Origin of the sequence: Mesorhizobium sp. BR1-1-6 (assembly GCF_020165355.1) — a bacterium.
Taxonomy (GTDB): domain Bacteria; phylum Pseudomonadota; class Alphaproteobacteria; order Rhizobiales; family Rhizobiaceae; genus Mesorhizobium.
Genome location: NZ_JAIUHZ010000025.1, coordinates 61,736 through 82,127, shown reverse-complemented (window position 1 = coordinate 82,127; position 20,392 = coordinate 61,736). Strand labels below are relative to the sequence as shown.

Below are 20,392 nucleotides of genomic sequence, written 5' to 3'. Positions count from 1 at the left end.
CCGCTGAATACGTCAAGATTTGCGACGTCTACGGCGCTGGCTACTTCTACATCCCCGGCACCGAGACCTGCCTGCGCATCGGCGGCTACATCCGTTATGACATCGGCGGCGGCGACGTCGGTTCGTTCAATGGTTCGAAGACTGCGGACCACCAGGACGGCTCGGTAAATGACACCTGGCACAAAAATGCCCGCTTCACGCTGAAGACCTGGACCGGCCAGGAAACCGAACTCGGCACCTTGAAGACCTACACCGAGACCCGCTTCAACTTCGGCAACGACAACGCCATCGAGTTCGCCAACACCGCCCACAACAAGGACGTCTCGCTGAACTTCGCCTGGATCCAGCTCGGTGGTCTCCGCGTTGGTAAGGACGAATCGGCCTTCGATACGTTCGTCGGCTACGCCGGCAACGTGATCCAGGATACGCTGGTTCCTTATGGTGACTTCGACACCAACGTCGTTCAGTACTACTTCGACGCCGGCAACGGCTTCTCGGCCGTGGTCTCGCTCGAAGAAGGCGCGGGCGTTGTCGGCACGATCGACAGCTACGTTCCGCATGTCGTCGGCGGTCTGAAGTGGACGCAGGGCTGGGGCGCCATCAGCGGTGTCGTCGCTTATGACAGCAACTACGAAGAAGTTGCCGGCAAGGTTCGCTTGGACGTGAACGTCAACGACGCACTGTCGCTGTGGGTCATGGGCGGCTACGGCACCGATGACAACCTCAACGACGACGCGGGCAATGTTATCGACGCTCATGGTCGCGGTTTCTACAAGCAGTGGGGCGGCAACTGGGCTGTCTGGGGCGGCGGTACCTACAAGTTCAACGAGAAGACCTCGTTCAACGCGCAGGTGTCGTATGACGATTGGAAGAACCTGGGCATCGCGGCGAACATCGCCTACGACGTCGTCCCGGGCTTCACGGTCACGGCCGAAGTCGACTACCTCAATGCAGGCAGGTTCGACGACGCCGACTTCTCCAACTGGACCGGCGCCGACAAGAAGAGCAGCATCGGCGGTATCCTCCGCTTCCAGCGCTCGTTCTAAGGGCTGGTTCCATACAGGTGAAATCCAGCCCGGGCGCATCAACGCCCGGGCTGTTTTTGTTTCGTGACTGGATCAAGGCAAACAGAAGGAACAGGGGGTAACGGTAGCTGAATAGAGTCCGTGGGATGGTTTCGTGGGATCCGCTGATGGCGGATGAAATCACAACTGCGTGATTCAAATCTCTTGAAAGGACGCTCCCAAGCGGATAGGGCTGAATCTATCCCACTCGGGGGTGTGGCAAATGATGACGACCGAAGCGATTCAAGAGGGCGAGCCCTCCGATCATTTTTCGATGTTTTCTTCTCAGAACTCAAAGTTTAACTACACCTACAATAGGATACGAGAAGTAAAATCGCATAGGGTTGGAGATCTTTTTTCAGCATATCGAGATATATTGTGGGATGATGGGCGACATAAATACAATGTCAGCTCGTTCATCGGCGAGATAGACGAGATTCTGCTCGGGGAGCGTTTCAGCGCCTTTGACCAGAGTACCCTGGACAACCTTATCGGCACCTTGCGCCAGCGCGGCAACAGCAACGCAACCATCAATCGGAAGATGGCTGCCCTCAGCAAACTGCTGCGCAAGGCCTACAAGATGGGAGATATCCACAGCCTGCCCGAGTTCCGCCGCCAGAAGGAGCGGTCGGGACGGATTCGTTTCCTTGAAAGGGACGAGGAGGCCAGGCTGTTTGCTGCCATCAGGAGCCGCAGCGAGGATGCCTACCGGCTTTCCGTCTTCCTGGTCGACACTGGCTGCCGCCTTGGCGAGGCGCTCGGGCTGATCTGGAACGACATCCAGGAGCATCGCGTCTCCTTCTGGATCACCAAGTCCGGCCGAAGCCGCACCATTCCGATGACCGAGCGTGTCAAGGAAGTGATCAAGCTGCCTCCCGGCGAAGGCCGTCGGCCGAAAGGCCCGTTCACCACATTCAGCCAGGCTCAATACCGTGCCATCTGGAACGATGCGAAGGCCGAAGTCGGTCTGGCCGCCGACGACCAGGTGGTGCCGCACATTCTGCGCCATACCTGCGCCTCGCGTCTTGTTCAGGGCGGTATCGACATCAGGCGCGTGCAGATGTGGCTCGGCCACCAGACCCTGTCGATGACGATGCGCTATGCGCATCTGGCCACCAATGACCTCGACGGCTGCGTCACCGTGCTGGAAGTACCCCGGTCTGGCGGCGCCGACAGCGTGAAGGCAGCGCCCGAACCGTCCCCGCGCGCTGCCGCGCGCGGTGCGGCAGACCAGCCGGCAGCCGTGAAGACCACGGCTAAGGCAATGAAGAAGGCCTCAAAGTCCCGATAAGTTCACGCTTTGAAGACGCTGTGGACAACCAATTCCGTGGATCCCCCGATCTGCGGGTTATTTCAGGCATGCTATTCCGGCTTCGGAACCTACCTTGGTCGCCCTGCTGTCGTTTGCCTCGCCGGCAACGGTTTTTAAAGGCGAGTCGGCAGCCGCTCGGCTCTGTCGAGGAAAGCGGCGATGTCGCCCGGCAAGGTTCCGGTTTCGAGAAAAGGGGCGTGACCCTGGCCTTCGACGGTGATCGTCTGCATTGCCGGATGGCGCTCCCGCATCTGCCGCTGTGTGCCCACCGACAGCAAACTCGAATTGGCGCCGCGTATGGCGAGCATGGGAAGGGCCGACAGGGCGTCGAATTGCGGCCACAGCGCCGGCAGCGGCTGCGTCAGGTCGAGATTTGCAACCGTGTCGACCAGCTTCGGGTCGAAATCCGGCAGCAGGCCCTGATCCGTTTCGCGGTAGAGCGCCAGCACCATGCGCTCCCAGTCCGCATCGGCGAGCGCTGAAAAATCCCGGCCGTGAACGCGGCGCTGGGCTGCCACTGCTTCGGCGAAGGTCTTCGGCTTCGGTTTGCGTTCGAGATACGACTGGATATGGGCAAGGCCGGCCGGCTCGATCACCGGTCCGATATCGTTCAGCACGATCGCTTTCAATATGGCCGGCCGCAGCGCACCCAGGACGTGAATGATCAGGCCGCCGCGCGAGGTGCCGACGAAGGCGGCTTCCTCGATTCCCAAGGCCGCCAGTCCGGCAAGAATGTCGCCGGCTTCGACGCCGACATTATAGCGGCTGACATCGGGATCATAATCGGACTGCCCGCGGCCGCGATAGTCAAAGGCGACGACCTTGCGTGGGCTCCCCGCTTTGCCGGCCAAATAGAGCGCGAGTTCGTGGAAGTCGCGTGCATTGCGGGTGAGCCCGGGCAGACAGACGACTGGCCAATGTCGCGAATTTGCGTCGCCATAGATCCGGGCATGGAGCTTCAGCCCATTGGGTCCCGCGTAGAAGAAATCGGAGAAACCTTCGCTCGCCATTGGAATGCTGCCCCTTGCTCTCGCCGGATGGTCCGTCTGCTACAGGCGAGGGAAGGGATGGTCAAATGGAGCAGTTACTTCTCCTCTTGCGGGCCGAAGGTGGCGAGGCCCTTCACTCAGCCAAGGCGAGTGGATCCGCGCGAGGCCAACTCCTCTCGCAAGGAAACGAAAGCCGTCAACTTCGCCCGTTCACAAGATCTCCCACAATGTCATACTTGCCGGAAATGCGCATCTTGTACACCTCGTAGTTCTCCATCACGCGCTGCACATAACTCCTTGTTTCCGTGTAAGGAATCCGTTCGATCCAGTCGACGACGGCGTCGATGTCCTTGCCGCGCGGATCGCCGTATTTCGCCACCCATTGGGCAGCGCGGCTGGGGCCGGCATTGTAGCCGGCGAAGGTCAGCACATAGGAGCCGTTGAAGCGATCGAGCTGCTGGCCGAGGAAGGCTGAGCCCAGCGTCGCATTGTAGCCGGCATCGGTGGTCAGGCGTGCCTGAGAGAATTGCAGCCCGGCCTTCTTCGCCAGTTGCTTGGCGGTTGCCGGCATCAGCTGCAGCAGCCCGCGCGCGCCGGCGCTCGATATGGCGCCGATGTTGAATTCGCTTTCCTGGCGGGCGATGGCATAGGCCAGCGCCTTGCCCGAACCGGAAATATCGGCGCTGTCGGGGATGACCCCCAAAGGATGCGACAGCGCTCCGACGTCGATGCCACGCGCGCCGGCGATCTTGCCGATCTTGAGCGACATGAAGTGGTTGCCCTGCTTTTCCGCCAGCACGGCCAGCAGCGCCAGTTCGCCCGGGCTGGTCAACTGTCCTGCAAGGTCACGATAGAGCGTCTCGGCATAGCGGTCGTAGCCCGCCTCCTGCAATCGCTTGATGGCGGCGACGACCTCGCGGCCCGCGAAACTCTGGCGATCGGCGGCGCTCGGCGTGGGATAGGCGATGTTCAGCGCCGGACGACCAATGCGCTCGGCGGCGAGCTGGCCGTAGAATGTCGTGCCGTAGGCCGCCGCGCGCGCAAAATAATCCTTTGCGTTACCCGGACCACCAACTTCGGCGGCGCGGCCGAGCCAGTAATAGGCGCGCGACAATGTCATCGGCCCCTGCGCAAGGTCGGCAATGCGCGCGAAATGGGTTGCCGAAAGCCTGGGATCGTTCAGGCCGCGCAGCGCGTACCAGCCGGCATGGAATTCGGCTTCGGCGGCGTTCGCGGTGCTTTCGGCCGCATGCATGGCGACGATCTTGTAGGCGGCCTTCATGTCACCCTTGTCGACCAGCTCGCGCGACAGTACCCGGCGCTCCACCCACCAGGCATCCGGGTCGACCAGCGCTTCGCGATCCGTCGGCGCCTTCATCACGATGGCGGCGGCGTCGGCAATATTGTCTTGCTTGCGCAGATATTCGGCTTGCGCGAAGAAATAGCCGGCCGAACGCTGTGAAGCCGGTACCGCCTTGAGCAGCTTGGGGGTGTTCTTGTCGCCCTTGTCGGCCGCCGCCCAGGCGGTGGCCAGTTGCTCCGCTTGCGCCGGGCCGGCGACGCGCTGCGCCGCGCCGACCCGGTCGGCGTAGAACATGCGCTCCATGCGGAATCGGTGATCGGCGGCCGGGATCAGCCCGCCGAACTCCTTGATCAGCGCTGTCTCGTCCTTGGCCTCCAGGATCGCGGTGCGCCAGAACGGCACCAGCACCGAACGCGCCGCCTCTGCCTTGCCCAGGGCCACATAGGCGCGGGCAAGAAGCATCACGCCTTCGAATGTCTGCGGCTGGCTGCCGTCGAACGCCTGCACAACGATGTCGGGGGCGGGGTTCTCGCGATAGAGTGCGCGTTCGCTGTTCTTGCGCAGCGCGGTTGTCCCCGGCCAGTTGGGCAACATCTTCGCTGCGGCCGCAATGTCGCCGCTCGGCACCTTGTCGCCGCCATAAAGCGCGATTGCCCAGGCAAGGATGTGCTGGTCGAGCGAACCGGCGGAAAGGGCATCGCGCGCGGCGCGGGCACCGGGAATGTCGCCCGCCGCCAGTGCGTCCAGACCGCTCTTCAACTGCACGATGCTGGCAGAGGGGGCCGTATCGCGTGGACCCGCATCTTGCGAGCTTTGCATGCCGGGCATCGGAATGGCCGATGTCAACTGCACGTCGACGCTGCCGCCGATCGCCATCTCGGGCATCAGCGCGACGACCGCGCCCAGGAGCGCGAAAAGATGAGGCCGCCTAGTCGGCATCGTTCAGCCTTTACACATCACCAGCAGGCGCGGAAGCTTCGCGACCTGGACCAGACCGTAAACTTAGGTCATGAAGGGCCAGTTAACAAAAGGTTATCGAGGCCGTTCGAATTGCGTTTGCTGGCAGCATGGCAATGCTTGCCGCGCAACCATGTCGAGACTATGGTGCGCCGCCTCGCTTTCGGTTAGAAGGCGCGACATTAAGACCAGAGACGAAAACACCCATGCCTATCGCCCAAAAGTGGCTACCGGTTTTGGGATAACGATATGCGTGAACAAGAAGTCCCAAGGAGTTGGACGAACATGCTGAGAGGCTCGCTGACCGCGCTCGTGACACCGTTCGAAAAGAGCGGGCGTTTCGACGAGAAAGCCTTTCGCGCCTTTGTCGACTGGCAACTTGCGGAGGGCACGACAGGCCTTGTTCCCGTTGGCACCACCGGCGAGTCGCCGACGCTGTCGCATGACGAGCATCGTCAGGTGGTCAAGGTCTGCATCGAGGCGGCCAGGGGCCGCGCCCCGGTCGTCGCCGGCGCTGGCTCCAACAACACCGCGGAAGCGATCGGCCTGGTCCAATATGCCGAACAGGCAGGCGCCGATGCTGCACTTGTCGTCACTCCCTACTACAACAAGCCGACGCAGCGCGGCCTCTATGAGCACTTCGCCGCCGTCGCCAGGGCAACCAAGCTGCCGATCATCATCTACAACATCCCGCCGCGCTCGGTCATCGACATGATGCCGGAGACGATGGGCCGGCTGGCGCACGACTTCAAGAATATCGTCGGCGTCAAGGACGCGACCGGCAAGGTCGAACGGGTTTCCGAGCAGCGTATGACCTGCGGCAAGGATTTCATCCAGCTTTCCGGCGAAGATGCATCCGCGCTCGGCTTCAACGCGCATGGCGGTGTCGGCTGTATCTCGGTGACGGCCAACGTCGCGCCGCGGCTTTGTGCCGAATTCCAGGAGGCGACGCTGTCCGGCGACAGCGCCAAGGCGCTGGAATTGCAGGATCGCTTGCTGCCGCTGCACAAGGCGATCTTTATCGAACCCGGCGTGTCCGGCGCCAAATATGCGCTTTCAAAGCTCGGCAAGGTCGAGAACGTGCTGCGCTCGCCGCTGGTCACGGTCGAACAATCGACGGCCGAAAAGATCGACGCGGCGATGAAGCACGCCGGCTTGATAAATTAGGGATGAGGCGCCACCTCTCCGCATTATGAATCAAGTCAGAAAAGCCGATCCCAACAACAAGACCGTTGCGGAAAACCGCAAGGCGCGGTTTTCCTATGAGGTGCTCGACACGATCGAGGCCGGCCTGGTGCTGACCGGCACCGAGGTCAAGTCGCTGCGCCAGGGCCAGGCCAACATCCAGGACAGCTATGCCTCGGTCGAGGGCGGCGAGATTTGGCTGATCAACTCCTATCTACCGGAATATCTGCAGGCCAACCGCTTCAACCACGAGCCGCGCCGGCGCCGCAAACTGCTGCTCAACAAGCGCGAGATGGCCAGGCTGTCGCAGAGCGTCGACCGCGAAGGCATGACCCTGGTGCCGCTGAAGATCTATTTCAACGACCAGGGCCGGGCCAAGCTGCTGCTCGCCGTCGGTCGCGGCAAGAAGCTGCATGACAAGCGCGAGACGGAAAAGCAGCGCGACTGGTCGCGTGAGAAGGGCAGGCTCTTGAAAGAGCGCGGGTGACCGCCACCAGGCGGTAGCCAAGCGGATAAGTGTTTGGCTTTCAGGGTTCTAGCCAAGGAGCCAGAATACCGGAGGGGACAGTCTTGAAGAACCGGATCATCCTCTGGGGATCGGTCAGCCTGGTTTTTGCAATGCTCATGGTCGCTGGCGGCTTCTTCTATTTCCATGCGTTTTCTCCGGATCGCGGCAAATATCCTGTCAGGGGCATCGACGTTTCGCATCATCAGGGCCGGATCGACTGGCGACGCGTTGCCGCCGCCGATGTCGCCTTTGCGGTCATCAAGGCGACCGAGGGCGGCGATCATGTCGACGATGCCTTTGCCATCAATCTGCGCGAGGCTCGTGCTGCCGGGCTCGCTGTCGGCGCCTATCACTTTTTCACCTTCTGCCGGCCGGGCGCCGACCAGGCGAAGAATTTCATCGCCGTGGTGCCGCACGACCAGCCTTTGCTGCCGCCGGTTGTCGACATCGAGTTCGGCGGCAATTGCCCGCAGCGTCCTTCGCCCGAACAACTCGACACCGAACTCCAGGCCTTCCTCGGTCCCGTTGAAGCCGCCTTTGGCAAGAAAGCCATCATCTATCTGACCGACGATGCAGCAACGGCCTATGCAGGACAGATCGCCGCCCGTCCGCTCTGGCTTCGCTCACTGCTGCTCGAGCCGGGTCGCGACGATTGGGTCTACTGGCAGTACCACAACAGGGGCCGCGTCGAGGGCATCGTCGGTGACGTCGACCTGAACGTCCTGCAAGGCGGTCAGGAGAAACTGTCCGCATTGTTCGCGCCGGCGTTGTAAGCCAATTCCAGACCCTACGAATCCAGGAACGCCGCAATTTCCCTGAAAACGCTGACGAACATCGCTTCGGTCAGCACGCCGGTGTTGGTGTTGTAGCGCGAGCAGTGATAGCTGGAAAACAGCGTGATGCCCCCGGCCTCCTGCCGCCCGCCATGCTTGAAGGGATAGGCGGCGACGCGCTGGCCCAGTGCCCGCACGGTCGACTGGTGCGCGATCGAACCAAGTGTCAGCACGGCCCGCAAATTGGGAAACCGTGTGATCGTCGGCACAAGGAAAGTCCGGCAGGTGGCGATCTCGGCGCCCACAGGCTTGTTCTCGGGAGGCACGCAGCGGACGGCGTTGGTGATTGCCGTTCCAACGAGCTCCAACCCATCGTCAGGCCGCGCCTTGAACTCGCCGCGCGCCAGGCCGTGCGCGATCAACGTGCCGTAGAGCAGGTCGCCGGCATAGTCGCCCGTGAAAGGCCGGCCCGTGCGGTTCGCTCCGCGCAGGCCGGGCGCAAGCCCGACGATCAGCAGCCGGACCGAATCGTCGCCTTCGGGCGGCAGGAAGGTCGGAACCGGCGCGTTGAACCACGATGGCTCGCGTTGCCGCCACTCGGCAATGAAACCATGCAGCCGCGGACAGAGCGGGCAATCGCGATCGGGTTCCGGGGAGGCGGCCAGATGTGCGGCCAACGCAGCCGCCCTCAGTACTCGTCCTCTTCCGTCTCGGCCGGTTCGGGTCGGCGCACCGGCCTTTCGGAGGGATCGCGGCCCACCTCGTTCTTCAGCGTCATCAGGTCGATGAAATGGTCGGCCTGGCGACGCAGATCGTCGGAGATCATCGGCGGCTGCGAGGCCATGGTCGAGACAATCGACACCTTGCGCCCGCGCCGCTGCAGCGCCTCGACCAGCGTGCGGAAATCGCCGTCCCCGGAGAAGATGACATAGTGGTCGACGACATCGGCCAGTTCCAGCGCATCGACGGTCAATTCGATGTCCATGTTGCCCTTGATCTTGCGGCGGCCGGTCGAATCGGTGAATTCCTTGGCCGGCTTGGTGACGACCTTGAAGCCGTTATAGTCGAGCCAGTCGATCAGCGGCCGGATCGAGGAATATTCCTGATCCTCGACCAGGGCGGTGTAATAGTAGGCGCGCAGCAGGTAACCGCGTTTCTGGAAGCTCGACAGGAGCTTGCGATAATCGATGTCGAAACCGAGCGCGCGCGACGTGGCGTAGAGATTGGCGCCGTCGATGAACAGGGCGATCTTTTCACGGGGGTCGAACATGGAAAAATTCCTTTTCGAAATAAGCGGCCGTCAAAACGAAATGCGACTATCAGTAGGGTTCGCAATAAACCGGCTGACCTTACGCTTTTCGAAATAACGCCAGTTTTGTGGCAATCCAAGGGTTCGTTGCCGCACTGCAAGCAATTGTGATCGCCGGCTTGGTACCGGGCGCACCGGAGCTCGACCGAAACCGGTTTCGGGGGAAATCCGACAAAGCAATGACAGATCGTCCGTTCTCCGGCCCCGGCATTCCATAATGCTTGTATTTCCGCGGCGTTCGGGTTATTGACCGCGCCTGTTTTCCATTAAATCCAGGCATGAAAGGGGCAATCCATGGCCCGCGTAACCGTTGAAGATTGCATCGACAAGGTCGACAACCGCTTCGAACTGGTGCTTCTGGCCGGCCACCGTGCTCGTCAGATCAGCCAGGGCGCGCAGATCACCGTCCCGCGCGACAATGACAAGAACCCGGTCATCGCACTGCGCGAGATCGCCGACGAGACGTTGTCGCCGGACGACCTCAAGGAAGACCTGATCCATTCGCTGCAGAAGCATGTCGAGGTCGACGAGCCCGAAGCCGATGGCGAGGCGATCGCCGATCAGACCGGCGCCGCCGTCACGGCCGCCGATACCGATGATGCCGAGGACAACATCGCCTTCGATCGCATGACCGAGGAAGACCTGCTGGCCGGCATCGAAGGCCTGGTGCCGCCGGAAAAGAGCGACGACTACTAAGACTGCTTTGCGGAGGCGCCTGGAACAATCTTCCGGCACTTCCGTCCCGGCAGTTTCGTGGCTATCTATGACATGCGCCGTGCAGCAGTGCGGCGCATGATTCATTTCATCGCCGAGAGATTCCGCCCATGATGCGTCAGTATGAGCTTGTCGAGCGCGTCCAGCGCTACAAGCCTGACGTCAACGAGGCGTTGCTCAACAAGGCCTATGTCTATGCCATGCAGAAGCATGGCCACCAGAAGCGCGCTTCCGGCGACCCCTATTTCTCGCATCCGCTCGAAGTCGCCGCCATCCTCACCGAAATGCACATGGACGAGGCGACGATCGCCGTCGCCCTGCTGCATGACACGATCGAGGACACCACGGCGACCAGGGCCGAGATCGACGAACTGTTCGGGCCCGAGATGGGCAAGCTGGTCGAGGGTCTGACCAAGCTGAAGAAGCTCGACCTCGTCTCCAAGAAGGCCGAGCAGGCCGAGAACCTGCGCAAGCTTCTGCTGGCGATCTCGGAAGATGTGCGCGTGCTTCTGGTCAAGCTCGCGGACCGCTTGCACAATATGCGCACCCTCGACCATGTGCCGGAAGCCAAGCGCCTGCGCATCGCCGAGGAGACGATGGATATCTATGCGCCGCTGGCCGGGCGCATGGGCATGCAGGGCATGCGCGAGGAACTGGAGGAGATCGCCTTCCGCTACATCAATCCGGAAGCCTATCGCGCCGTCACCGCCAGGCTCGCCGAGATTTTCGAGCGCAACAAGGGTGTGCTGTCGGAGATCGAGAAAGCGCTGTCGGCTCTGTTCGAGAAACACGCGATCAATGCAGGCGTCAAAAGCCGGCAGAAGAAGCCGTGGTCGGTGTTCCGCAAGATGGAGGCCAAGGCGCTCTCCTTCGAGCAATTGTCCGACATTTTCGGCTTTCGCGTCGTCGTCGACAATGTCGAGGACTGCTATCGCGCGCTTGGCGCCATCCACACCGCCTGGTCGATGGTGCCCGGCCGTTTCAAGGACTACATCTCAACACCGAAGCAGAACGACTACCGCTCGATCCACACCACAATCGTCGGGCCGTCGCGTCAGCGCGTCGAGCTTCAGATCCGCACCCGCGAGATGAACAAGATCGCCGAATATGGCGTCGCCGCCCATTCGATCTACAAGGATACCGGCGGCAAGGCGAACGGCACGGCCCATTCGATCTCGAAGGAAACCAATGCCTATGCCTGGCTGAGGCGCACGATCGAACAACTCGCCGAGGGCGACAATCCCGAGGATTTTCTCGAGAACACCAAGCTGGAACTGTTCCAGGATCAGGTGTTCTGCTTCACCCCCAAGGGCATGCTGATCGCGCTGCCGAAAGGTGCCACGCCGATCGACTTCGCCTATGCGGTTCACACCGATGTCGGCGACACCTGCGTCGGCGCCAAGGTCAACGGCCGCATCATGCCGCTGATGACGGAGCTGAAGAATGGCGACGAGGTGGAGATCATCCGCTCCAAGGCGCAGGTGCCGCCGGCCGCGTGGGAATCCGTCGTCGTCACCGGCAAGGCGCGCGCCGCCATTCGCCGCGCCACCAAGAACGCCATCCGCAAGCAGTATTCGGGTCTCGGCGCGCGCATTCTCGAACGGGCTTTCGAGCGGGCCGGCAAGAATTTCACCAAGGAAAACCTGAAGCCCGTCCTGCACCGGCTGGCGCGCAAGGACATCGAGGACGTGCTGGCGTCCGTCGGCCGCGGCGAATTGGCGTCCACCGACGTCATGAAAGCCGTCTTCCCCGATTACAAGGACGAGCGCGTCACGCCGGCGGCGCCCAAGCAGCGCGAGGAAGGCTGGTCGAAGATTCGCAACGCCGCCGGCATGCTGTTCCAGATCCCGGGCCGTGCCGCGCGCAAGGACAAGGACCAGCCGCGCGACGGCGCGGTGCCGATCCGTGGCGTGCGCGGCGACCTGCCGGTGCGTTTCGCGCCGGAAGGGGCGGTGCCTGGCGACCGCATCGTCGGAATCGTACAGCCGGGCACCGGCATCACCATCTATCCGATCCAGTCGCCGGCGCTGCAGGCTTTCGACGACCAGCCCGAGCGCTGGATTGACGTGCGCTGGGACATCGACGAGCGCACCAAGGAACGCTTTCCCGCTCGTGTTTCCGTCACCGCCATCAATGCACCGGGATCGCTCGCCGACATCGCTCAGGTCGTTGCCTCGAACGATGCCAACATCCATACGCTGTCAATGGTGCGCACCGCGCCCGATTTCACCGAAATGCTGATCGATCTCGAAGTCTGGGATCTGAAGCATCTCAACCGGCTGCTGTCGCAGCTCAAGGACAATTCGAGCGTCAGCGATGCACGGCGTGTCAATGGCTAACGTGACTGATCTACATGGGGATAGACGGATGAATACGGACGAAGTGCTGGATATTTTTCGCCAGGCTGGTGCTGTCCTGGAGGGGCATTTCATTCTGACGTCGGGTCTGCGCAGTCCGGTGTTCCTGCAGAAGGCGCGCGTGTTCATGCATGCCGATAAGACCGAGCGGCTGTGCAAGGCGCTGGCCGAAAAGATCCGCGCCGCCGTGCCGGGCAAAATCGACTATGTCGTCGGCCCGGCCATCGGCGGGCTGATCCCGGCCTACGAGACTTCGCGCCATCTTGGCGTGCCGGCGATCTGGGTCGAGCGGGAAGGGGGCGAGTTCCGGCTGCGCCGCTTCGAGATCGCGCGCGGCGCGCGTGTCGTCATTGTCGAGGACATCGTCACCACTGGATTGTCTATCCGCGAGACCATCGACTGCCTGCGCGAACTTGGCGCCGAGGTCACGGCGGCGGCCTGCATCATCGACCGCTCCGCCGGCAAGACCGATGTCGGCGTGCCGCTGATCGCCCTCGCCGAGTACGAGGTGCCGGCCTATCCGGCCGATCGGCTGCCGCCGGAACTCGCCGCCATACCGGCGATCAAGCCGGGCAGTCGCAATATCTGAGAGGGGCGGGATGATCATCAGTATCGATCATTTCGTGCTGACGGTGGCCTCACTCGAGGCGACCTGCGCCTTTTACCAGCGCGTTCTGGGCTTTAAGCGCATCGATACGCCGGGCCTGCCGACAGCCCTGGCTTTCGGCAACCAAAAGATCAATGTCCACGAGGTCGGCCGCACCTTCGAGCCGAAGGCGAAGTCGCCGACGCCCGGAGCCGGTGATTTCTGCCTGATCACCGATCGGCCGCTCGGCGAACTCCTCGCCAGTCTCGAAGCCGATCGTGTGGCGGTGGAACTTGGACCAGTAGAGCGGATCGGCGCACGCGGCCGCATGATGTCTGTCTATTTCCGCGATCCCGACGACAATCTGATCGAGGTCAGTGAATATCTGGAATAGCCGCCGTTAAATCCGCGCGAGATCGAGCAGCATTGCGCAGCGCCGGCTCACCGGCATGCCGTGCGCGGCTTCCTGTCTCAGCCACCCGGCGAGCCGCGCATCGATCTGCGCATCCTCCAGGACGCGGAATCCGAACTTTCGGTAGAACGGCACGTTCCAAGCAACATCGCGAAATGTCGTCAGCGTGATCGTTGCAAGGCCGCGCCGCCTGGACTCCTCGATGACGGTCTCCAGCAGGGCTCGGCCGATGCCCGAGCCTTGCCACTCAAAACGAACGTCGAATTCCAGGATATGCAATGCATCGTCCTCAACGCTGGCGCTCAAGAAGGCGATGGCGCGGTCGCGCTTGTCCGTGGCGACCCAGCATGTGCCCTCCGTGGTCAGCGCGCGGTGCCGCTCGACGCTCATATTGCCATCTTCGGCGATCCAGGCGAGGTCCGGTATGGAACGAAACGCCAGCCCGGCGGATTGGTCGATATCGGGCAACTCTTTCGCCTCGTCGTCGCGCGCTGGTCGAATGGTGGCCATGCCGGCCGTCCTTCTTTTCCTCAGTTTCGCCTCAATGGCGATCTTGTTACCCCCTGCGGCAGACCATCGCGGCAGCGTTTCGTTGTTCCGAAGCCAGCCTGTCGCTATATCAAAGTCGTTGTTGCCTTTCTGCGCCCCGGAAGCGCAAGATAAGTTGCTGTGACCCGGCTTGGGGTGGCAGACGGCGGGTATTGGTAGATCAGGAATTGGAATAGAGTGCTTTTTCGACGCCGCGAGCCTGATGGCCTCTTGGAGCGGGTGCGTACCTATCTATGGCCGCGCCGGTCGTTTTCGCGCTCGCTGCAGTACTTTTCCAAGCGCATCCTGCGGCTGAAGGCCACGCCGCATGCGGTGGCGGCCGGCGTCGCCGCTGGCGTCTTTGCTTCGTTCTTTCCGGTGGGTTTCCATTTCGCCATTGCCGCGGTGCTGTGCTGGCTCATCGCCGGTAATCTGGTGGCGGCCGCACTTGGCGCAGTATTCTTCGGCAATCCGCTGACGTTCCCGCTGCTGTGGGGCGCCTCCTGGGAGACCGGCAAGCTGATCCTGCACAGCCGCCTGCCAGCGCACGGCCCGCCAGCACATCTGGGCGAGATGCTGCACAACCTTTCCTTCGCGCAATTGTGGGCCCCGGTGCTGAAGCCGATGCTGATCGGTGCGATACCGCTCGGACTGGCCTTTGGGGTTCTGTTCTACGCCATCACGCGCTGGGGCATGAACGCCTTTCGCGAGCAGCGGCGCAAACGGCTGGCAGAGCGCGCGGCCCGCCATGAGCAATCGTCTCACCCAAACGCAAGCATCGGTTCCACCGCGCGATGATCATCGGCATCGGCAGCGATCTGATCGATATCAGACGCATTGAAAAGTCCTTGGAGCGCCATGGCCAGCGCTTTATCCAGAGAATCTACACTGAGGTCGAGCAAGCCCGCTCCGAAAACCGTCGGGCGCGGGCGGCCTCCTACGCCAAGCGCTTCGCAGCCAAGGAGGCCTGCGCCAAGGCACTGGGCACCGGGCTGGCGCAGGGCGTGTTCTGGCGCGACATGGGTGTCGTCAATCTTCCGAGCGGCGCGCCCACCATGGCACTGACCGGTGGCGCCGAGGCGCGGCTGAACGCGATTCTGCCAAAGGGCCATCGGGCGATGATCCATCTCACCATCACGGATGATTTTCCGCTTGCTCAAGCCTTTGTGATCATCGAAGCGTTGCCCGTCGAACAAGCGCCACATTGATTGCATCTGACCACCGGCATGACGTTGCCCAGCGCGCGCCGAGACTCTATACCATCCAACGCACAATCGAGGACGACATGAGCGTGGCTGAAAAACCCCAGAAGAAATCCGGCGGGCTTGGCGAAACCGTCAGCGTCATCGTCCAGGCGCTTTTGCTTGCCTTGGTCATTCGCACGCTCTTGTTCCAACCCTTTTCGATCCCGTCGGGTTCGATGCGGCCGACGCTGCTCGAGGGCGACTATCTCTTCGTCACCAAATGGTCTTACGGCTATTCCCGTTATTCGCTGCCCTTCGGCCCGGACATCTTCTCGGGCCGCATCTGGGGCTCCGAGCCGAAGCGCGGCGACGTGGTGGTGTTCAAGTTCCCGCCGGACCCGTCCGTTGACTACATCAAACGTGTGGTGGGCCTGCCCGGCGACAAGATTCAGGTGAAGGACGGGCAGCTGTTCATCAACGGCGTCGGAGTCCCGCGCGTGAAGACCGGTCAGATCGACAATCCCGACATCACCGAAAAGGACTATCCGATCGACGTCTATCGCGAGACGCTGCCCAACGGCGTTAGCTACGATACGCTGGATCTGTCGCCGAACTCGATCGGCGACAACACGCGCGAGTTCGATGTTCCGCCCGGTCACTATTTCATGATGGGCGATAACAGGGACAACTCCGCCGACAGCCGATTCTCCGTCGGCTACGTTCCGGCCGAAAACCTGGTTGGCCGGGCCAACCTTGTTTTCTTCTCGATCGCCGGCAAGGCGAGCCCGCTCGAAATTTGGAAATGGCCGTCGCTTATGCGTGCTTCGCGCCTCTTCCACTTCGTTAATTAGGGTCATGGCGGCGACAAGACGGCTGACCGCCGACGCGCTCGCCGAAGCGCTGGTGGAGCGCACGGGCCATGCCTTTGCCGACCGCCGGCGCCTGCAGCGTGCCTTGACCCATGCCAGCGCCCGCGGCGCCAATGCCGGCACCGACTATGAGCGCTTTGAGTTCCTGGGCGACCGGGTTCTCGGCCTCGTGGTGGCCGATATGCTGCTGGCCGCGTTTCCCGATGCGGCGGAAGGCGAATTGTCGCTGCGGTTCAACGCGCTGGTCAATGCCGAGGCGCTGTCGGAGATCGCCGAACATATTGGTCTGCCGGAGCTGATCCGCGCCGGATCCGACGTTCAAGGGCTCGAGGGACGCAAGCGCGTCAATCTGCGCGCCGACGCGCTGGAATCACTGATCGCCGTGCTCTACCTCGACGGAGGGCTGGAAGCGGCGCGCGCTTTCATCCACAAATATTGGCAGCCGCGCTCGCAGGCGTCGGGTGCCGGCCGACGCGACGCCAAGACCGAGTTGCAGGAATGGGCGCATCAGGCGGCAAGCGCCGTGCCCGTCTACCGCATCGATAGCCGCGAGGGGCCGGATCACGATCCGCTGTTCACCGTCAGTGTCATGGTTGGTGGGTTCCAGCCGGCTGTCGGCAGCGGCCGCTCCAAACGCGAGGCCGAGCAGGCCGCCGCCGCCGCCCTTCTGATTCGTGAAGGTGTCTGGATCGATCAGGGAGACGCGGCATGACAGCCACGGAAGACACGGTTCCGGCCGCGCCTGCGGCCGTTACGCATTCCGGCTTCGTAGCGCTGATCGGTGCGCCCAATGCCGGCAAGTCGACGCTGGTCAACCAGCTTGTCGGCGCCAAGGTGTCAATCGTCACCCACAAGGTGCAGACGACGCGTGCCATCGTCAGAGGCATCGCCACGCACGACAACGCGCAGATCGTCTTCGTCGATACGCCGGGCATCTTCAAGCCAAAGCGGCGTCTCGACACGGCAATGGTGACGACAGCCTGGGGCGGCGCCAAGGATGCCGATATCGTGCTGCTCCTGATCGATGCCGAGCGTGGCATTAGAGGTGATGCCGACGCCATTCTCGAACGCCTGAAGGATGTGCGCCAGCCGATGGCGCTGATCCTCAACAAGGTCGACCGCGTCAAGCCGGAGGCCTTGTTGGCGCTGGCGGCAGCAGCGAACGAAAGAGTGCCGTTCAAGCGCACCTTCATGGTTTCGGCGCTGACCGGCTCTGGCTGCAAGGACCTTCTCGATTACCTTGCCGAGGCGCTCCCGGTGGGGCCCTGGTATTATCCGGAAGACCAGATCTCCGATCTGCCGATGCGCCAGCTCGCCGCCGAGATCACTCGCGAGAAGCTCTATCTCAGGCTGCATCAGGAACTGCCCTATTCCTCGCACATCGAAACCGAGAAATGGGAAGAGAAGAAGGACGGCTCGGTGCGCATCGAGCAGGTCATCTATGTCGAACGCGACAGCCAGAAGAAGATCGTGCTCGGCCACAAGGGCGAGACCATCCGCGCCATCGGCCAGGCGGCGCGTATGGAAATCGCCGGCATCCTCGAGCAAAAGGTGCATCTGTTCCTGTTCGTCAAGGTGCGCGAGAACTGGGGCGACGATCCCGAACGCTACCGTGAGATGGGGCTCGAGTTTCCGCACTAGGATGGATGGATAGCAAGTCGAATATCGACGCAGCTTTGGTCAGCCGGTTGATCGCGGCGCAGTTTCCTCGCTGGAGGGATCTTGCGGTTCGGCCGATTGAACCTGGCGGATGGGACAACAGAAGCTTTCGTCTCGGCAACGAGATGACCGTTCGGTTGCCCAGTGCCGCCGCCTATTCCCTGCAAGTGGAGAAGGAACATCGCTGGCTGCCGAGGCTGGCGCCGCTGTTGCCGCTGCCCATCCCTATACCGCTGGCGATGGGAGCCCCGGCCGAGGGCTATCCGTGGCATTGGTCCGTCTACAGATGGATCGAAGGTGAGACTGCAAAGCGGGAGCGTATCGCCAACCTGTCGGAATTCGCGGCGGACCTGGCCGGCTTTCTGGTTGCGCTCAAGCGGATCGACCCGGCTGGCGGACCGGGGCCGGGCCAACACAATTTCTTTCGCGGCGGGCCGCTGAACGTCTATGACGGGGAGACGAGACAAGCGATCGCGGCGCTCGACACCCGTATCAACGCCGGCGCGGCAAGCGCTGTCTGGGAAACGGCTCTTGCCGCCCCTTGGCAAGGCCCGCCCGTCTGGTTCCACGGCGATGTCAGCTGGGGCAATCTTCTGGTTGAACACGGCAGGCTAAGCGCGGTGATCGACTTCGGCACCTCCGGCGTCGGCGAGCCCTCATGCGATCTGGCGATTGCCTGGACATTGTTCGAGGGAAAGAGCAGGGGGGCCTTCCGCGCTGGCCTCGGCGTCGACGACGCGACCTGGGCGCGCGGCCGCGGCTGGGCACTGTGGAAGGCGCTGATCACCGCCGCCGGCGAGATAGACGTCAACTCGGCCGAGATCGAACAATCCTGGCGCGTGATCGACGCGGTGCTGGCCGACCACAAGCGCCGGTAATAATGACCCAAACCGTTGGCTGGTGGCTATCGACCAGGGACGCCGAGGTTCCGTTGGGTCGACTTCTCAGTTGGCCAGCGCGGATTCTTGCAGACGAGTCCGCCGACGTCGGATTGATCTTCCCATCATGGCCTGTGGTCCGTCCCGGCGTGCCCGTGACCCGCTGAAAAGACTCCTTCGAGGGGATCGGCTTCGGTTTCACGTGGCTGGGGAATGGCTAGGTAGAAACGACCATGGAAGTGGCTTTATTTACGCGAAGTTTCTCAAACAATTGGTGTTCGGAGAATATCATCATAAAATTGGAACATACAGGGAATTATTACGGAAATATGACAATGTTCCACTTGTGCGGTGCCGCAGTCTGAAGTGAATTCTCCAGTGATATTTCTGCAACACGGATTTAATCTATGTCATAAATCCCGAATGTTTGTGGAATTGTCATTGAAGGCGGAAGATTGATGGGTATGTTCGCCGCGAAAAGGGGACGCGGTGCGGGCCTTTTTCGTTGTGGTGAGGCGGGAAAATATATCCGCCAACCAAAATCCGAAGCCATTTTTAACTTTGACTGGAGAGGTCAGAAAATGAACATCAAGAGCCTTCTTCTCGGCTCAGCCGCGGCACTGATCGCGGTCTCCGGCGCTCGCGCCGCCGACGCTGTCGTCGTCGCCGAGCCGGAACCCGCTGAATACGTCAGGATCTGCGACGTCTACGGCGCCGGCTACTTCTATATCCCCGGCACCGAGACCTGCCTGCGCATCGGCGGCTATCTCCGCTATGACATAGGCGTCGGGGACAGCGGCACGCTGGATGGCGTCAACAACGTTGCCGATCACATGGACGGCGATAGCCACGACACCTACTACAAGAACATGCGCTTCGCGCTGAAGACCTGGACCGGCCAGGAAACCGAGCTCGGTACGTTGAAGACCTACACCGAGACTCGCTTTCAATTTGGCAACAGCAGCGGCGACTATGAGACTGGCGGCACTGGCTGGCAGGCCGGCAACAAGGCGACGACCCTCAACTTCGCCTGGATTCAGCTCGGCGGCCTGCGCGTCGGTAAGGATGAAACGGCATACGATTCGTTTATCGGCTATGCCGGCAACGTCATCCAGGACACGATCATCCCGTACGGTATCAAGGATACCAACGTCGTGCAGTACTATTTCGACGCTGGCAGCGGCTTCTCGGCCGTGGTCTCGCTCGAAGAAGGTACCGGCGTCAACACGATCGACAGCTATGTTCCGCATGTCGTCGGCGGCTTGAAGTACAAGGGCGACTGGGGTGCGGTCACCGGCGTCGTCGCCTATGACAGCAATTACGAGGAAGTGGCCGGCAAGGTTCGCTTGGACGTCAATGTCGGCAAAGAATTGACGCTGTTCGTCATGGGCGGCTACGGCACCAACGACAACATCAACGACTTCGGCACGGGCCGCACCCAATATAAGCCGTGGGGCGGAAACTGGGCGATCTGGGGTGGCGGCACCTACAAGTTCAACGACAAGACCTCGTTCAACGCCCAGATCTCCTATGACGACTGGAAGAACCTCGGCGTCGCTGCCAACGTCGCATACACGATTGTGCCCGGTTACACGATCACGGCTGAAGTCGATTACCTCAATGCAGGAAAATTCGACGACGCCGACTTCAACAACTGGACCAAGGCCGACAAGAAGAGCAGCGTCGGCGGCATCCTCCGCTTCCAGCGCTCGTTCTAACGGATCGACTGACCCCACCAGACCCGCCCGCAGCTATGCTGCGGGCGGCTTTTTATGCACCCTTGCGAGAGCCAGCCCAGGCACCAA

At 61.9% G+C, this 20,392-nt stretch carries 21 protein-coding genes; 16 read left to right on the top strand and 5 right to left on the bottom strand.

Annotated features, from left to right (window positions below):
- Both LB545_RS28415 and LB545_RS28410 read left to right on the top strand, forming a co-directional pair.
- Window positions 1–1,046: porin (locus LB545_RS28415; protein WP_140633338.1), on the top strand; the 1,046-nt coding region annotated here is incomplete at its 5' end.
- A 241-nt stretch (window positions 1,047–1,287) separates the two neighbouring features.
- Window positions 1,288–2,355 carry a tyrosine-type recombinase/integrase gene (locus LB545_RS28410; RefSeq protein ID WP_140559454.1) on the top strand — a complete coding sequence of 356 codons (1,068 nt, stop codon included), beginning with the start codon at window positions 1,288–1,290 and terminating at the stop codon, window positions 2,353–2,355.
- A 134-nt stretch (window positions 2,356–2,489) separates the two neighbouring features.
- Here LB545_RS28410 and LB545_RS28405 read toward each other — a convergent pair whose 3' ends face one another.
- Both LB545_RS28405 and LB545_RS28400 read right to left on the bottom strand, forming a co-directional pair.
- Window positions 2,490–3,386, bottom strand: a complete 897-nt coding sequence (locus LB545_RS28405) for an alpha/beta fold hydrolase (protein WP_140494621.1) — start codon at window positions 3,384–3,386, stop codon at window positions 2,490–2,492.
- A 175-nt stretch (window positions 3,387–3,561) separates the two neighbouring features.
- Window positions 3,562–5,607, bottom strand: coding sequence for a lytic transglycosylase domain-containing protein (locus tag LB545_RS28400; protein WP_224706171.1), 2,046 nt, complete (start codon window positions 5,605–5,607; stop codon window positions 3,562–3,564).
- Between the two features lie 303 nt (window positions 5,608–5,910).
- On the opposite strand from LB545_RS28400, the gene dapA reads away from it, so the two are divergent.
- The 3 genes from dapA to LB545_RS28385 all read left to right on the top strand — a co-directional run bounded on the left by dapA (window position 5,911) and on the right by LB545_RS28385 (window position 8,091).
- The gene (gene dapA / locus LB545_RS28395) at window positions 5,911–6,792 is read left to right on the top strand and encodes a 4-hydroxy-tetrahydrodipicolinate synthase (RefSeq protein ID WP_140494617.1); all 882 of its coding nucleotides are present in this window, start codon (window positions 5,911–5,913) and stop codon (window positions 6,790–6,792) included.
- A gap of 25 nt (window positions 6,793–6,817) precedes the next feature.
- On the top strand, window positions 6,818–7,297 hold the full coding sequence (gene smpB, locus LB545_RS28390) for an SsrA-binding protein SmpB (protein ID WP_140494616.1): 480 nt from the start codon (window positions 6,818–6,820) through the stop codon (window positions 7,295–7,297).
- An 83-nt stretch (window positions 7,298–7,380) separates the two neighbouring features.
- Window positions 7,381–8,091 (top strand): GH25 family lysozyme, encoded by a 711-nt coding sequence (locus tag LB545_RS28385; protein ID WP_140494614.1) that lies wholly within the window; start codon window positions 7,381–7,383, stop codon window positions 8,089–8,091.
- 14 nt (window positions 8,092–8,105) lie between these two features.
- Here the strand turns inward: LB545_RS28385 and LB545_RS28380 are convergent, their stop codons facing one another.
- Both LB545_RS28380 and LB545_RS28375 read right to left on the bottom strand, forming a co-directional pair.
- A complete protein-coding gene (locus tag LB545_RS28380; RefSeq protein WP_181168444.1) occupies window positions 8,106–8,783 on the bottom strand; it encodes a uracil-DNA glycosylase in 678 nt (225 codons plus the stop codon).
- Window positions 8,780–9,361 (bottom strand): NYN domain-containing protein, encoded by a 582-nt coding sequence (locus LB545_RS28375; protein ID WP_140494612.1) that lies wholly within the window; start codon window positions 9,359–9,361, stop codon window positions 8,780–8,782. The genes LB545_RS28380 and LB545_RS28375 overlap by 4 nt, the downstream gene beginning before the upstream one ends.
- A 333-nt stretch (window positions 9,362–9,694) precedes the next feature.
- Between LB545_RS28375 and rpoZ the strand changes: the two genes are divergently transcribed.
- The 4 genes from rpoZ (at window position 9,695) to LB545_RS28355 (ending at window position 13,451) form a co-directional block, all read left to right on the top strand.
- Entirely contained in the window at window positions 9,695–10,096 is a 402-nt protein-coding gene (rpoZ, locus tag LB545_RS28370; RefSeq protein WP_140494610.1) for a DNA-directed RNA polymerase subunit omega, read from the top strand.
- 128 nt (window positions 10,097–10,224) lie between these two features.
- The gene (locus LB545_RS28365; RefSeq protein WP_140517800.1) at window positions 10,225–12,453 is read left to right on the top strand and encodes a RelA/SpoT family protein; all 2,229 of its coding nucleotides are present in this window, start codon (window positions 10,225–10,227) and stop codon (window positions 12,451–12,453) included.
- A gap of 28 nt (window positions 12,454–12,481) precedes the next feature.
- Complete coding sequence (pyrE, locus tag LB545_RS28360) at window positions 12,482–13,060, top strand: orotate phosphoribosyltransferase (RefSeq protein WP_140517801.1); 579 nt, start codon at window positions 12,482–12,484, stop codon at window positions 13,058–13,060.
- A 10-nt stretch (window positions 13,061–13,070) separates the two neighbouring features.
- On the top strand, window positions 13,071–13,451 hold the full coding sequence (locus LB545_RS28355; RefSeq protein WP_140559458.1) for a VOC family protein: 381 nt from the start codon (window positions 13,071–13,073) through the stop codon (window positions 13,449–13,451).
- A 6-nt stretch (window positions 13,452–13,457) separates the two neighbouring features.
- Here LB545_RS28355 and LB545_RS28350 read toward each other — a convergent pair whose 3' ends face one another.
- Window positions 13,458–13,979, bottom strand: coding sequence for a GNAT family N-acetyltransferase (locus tag LB545_RS28350; protein ID WP_224706170.1), 522 nt, complete (start codon window positions 13,977–13,979; stop codon window positions 13,458–13,460).
- 216 nt (window positions 13,980–14,195) lie between these two features.
- On the opposite strand from LB545_RS28350, the gene LB545_RS28345 reads away from it, so the two are divergent.
- The 7 genes from LB545_RS28345 to LB545_RS28315 all read left to right on the top strand — a co-directional run bounded on the left by LB545_RS28345 (window position 14,196) and on the right by LB545_RS28315 (window position 20,305).
- Window positions 14,196–14,795 carry a DUF2062 domain-containing protein gene (locus LB545_RS28345; protein ID WP_140494599.1) on the top strand — a complete coding sequence of 200 codons (600 nt, stop codon included), beginning with the start codon at window positions 14,196–14,198 and terminating at the stop codon, window positions 14,793–14,795.
- On the top strand, window positions 14,792–15,205 hold the full coding sequence (gene acpS, locus LB545_RS28340; RefSeq protein ID WP_140494597.1) for a holo-ACP synthase: 414 nt from the start codon (window positions 14,792–14,794) through the stop codon (window positions 15,203–15,205). Before LB545_RS28345 ends, acpS begins: the two co-directional genes overlap by 4 nt.
- A 77-nt stretch (window positions 15,206–15,282) precedes the next feature.
- A complete protein-coding gene (lepB, locus tag LB545_RS28335; RefSeq protein WP_140517805.1) occupies window positions 15,283–16,032 on the top strand; it encodes a signal peptidase I in 750 nt (249 codons plus the stop codon).
- 4 nt (window positions 16,033–16,036) lie between these two features.
- Window positions 16,037–16,762 (top strand): ribonuclease III, encoded by a 726-nt coding sequence (gene rnc / locus LB545_RS28330; protein ID WP_140494593.1) that lies wholly within the window; start codon window positions 16,037–16,039, stop codon window positions 16,760–16,762.
- Window positions 16,759–17,691 (top strand): GTPase Era, encoded by a 933-nt coding sequence (era, locus tag LB545_RS28325; protein ID WP_140494591.1) that lies wholly within the window; start codon window positions 16,759–16,761, stop codon window positions 17,689–17,691. The genes rnc and era overlap by 4 nt, the downstream gene beginning before the upstream one ends.
- Window positions 17,692–17,696: 5 nt before the next feature.
- Window positions 17,697–18,587 carry an aminoglycoside phosphotransferase family protein gene (locus LB545_RS28320; protein WP_140649154.1) on the top strand — a complete coding sequence of 297 codons (891 nt, stop codon included), beginning with the start codon at window positions 17,697–17,699 and terminating at the stop codon, window positions 18,585–18,587.
- 581 nt (window positions 18,588–19,168) lie between these two features.
- Complete coding sequence (locus LB545_RS28315) at window positions 19,169–20,305, top strand: porin (RefSeq protein WP_140517808.1); 1,137 nt, start codon at window positions 19,169–19,171, stop codon at window positions 20,303–20,305.
- Window positions 20,306–20,392 lie beyond the last annotated feature (87 nt).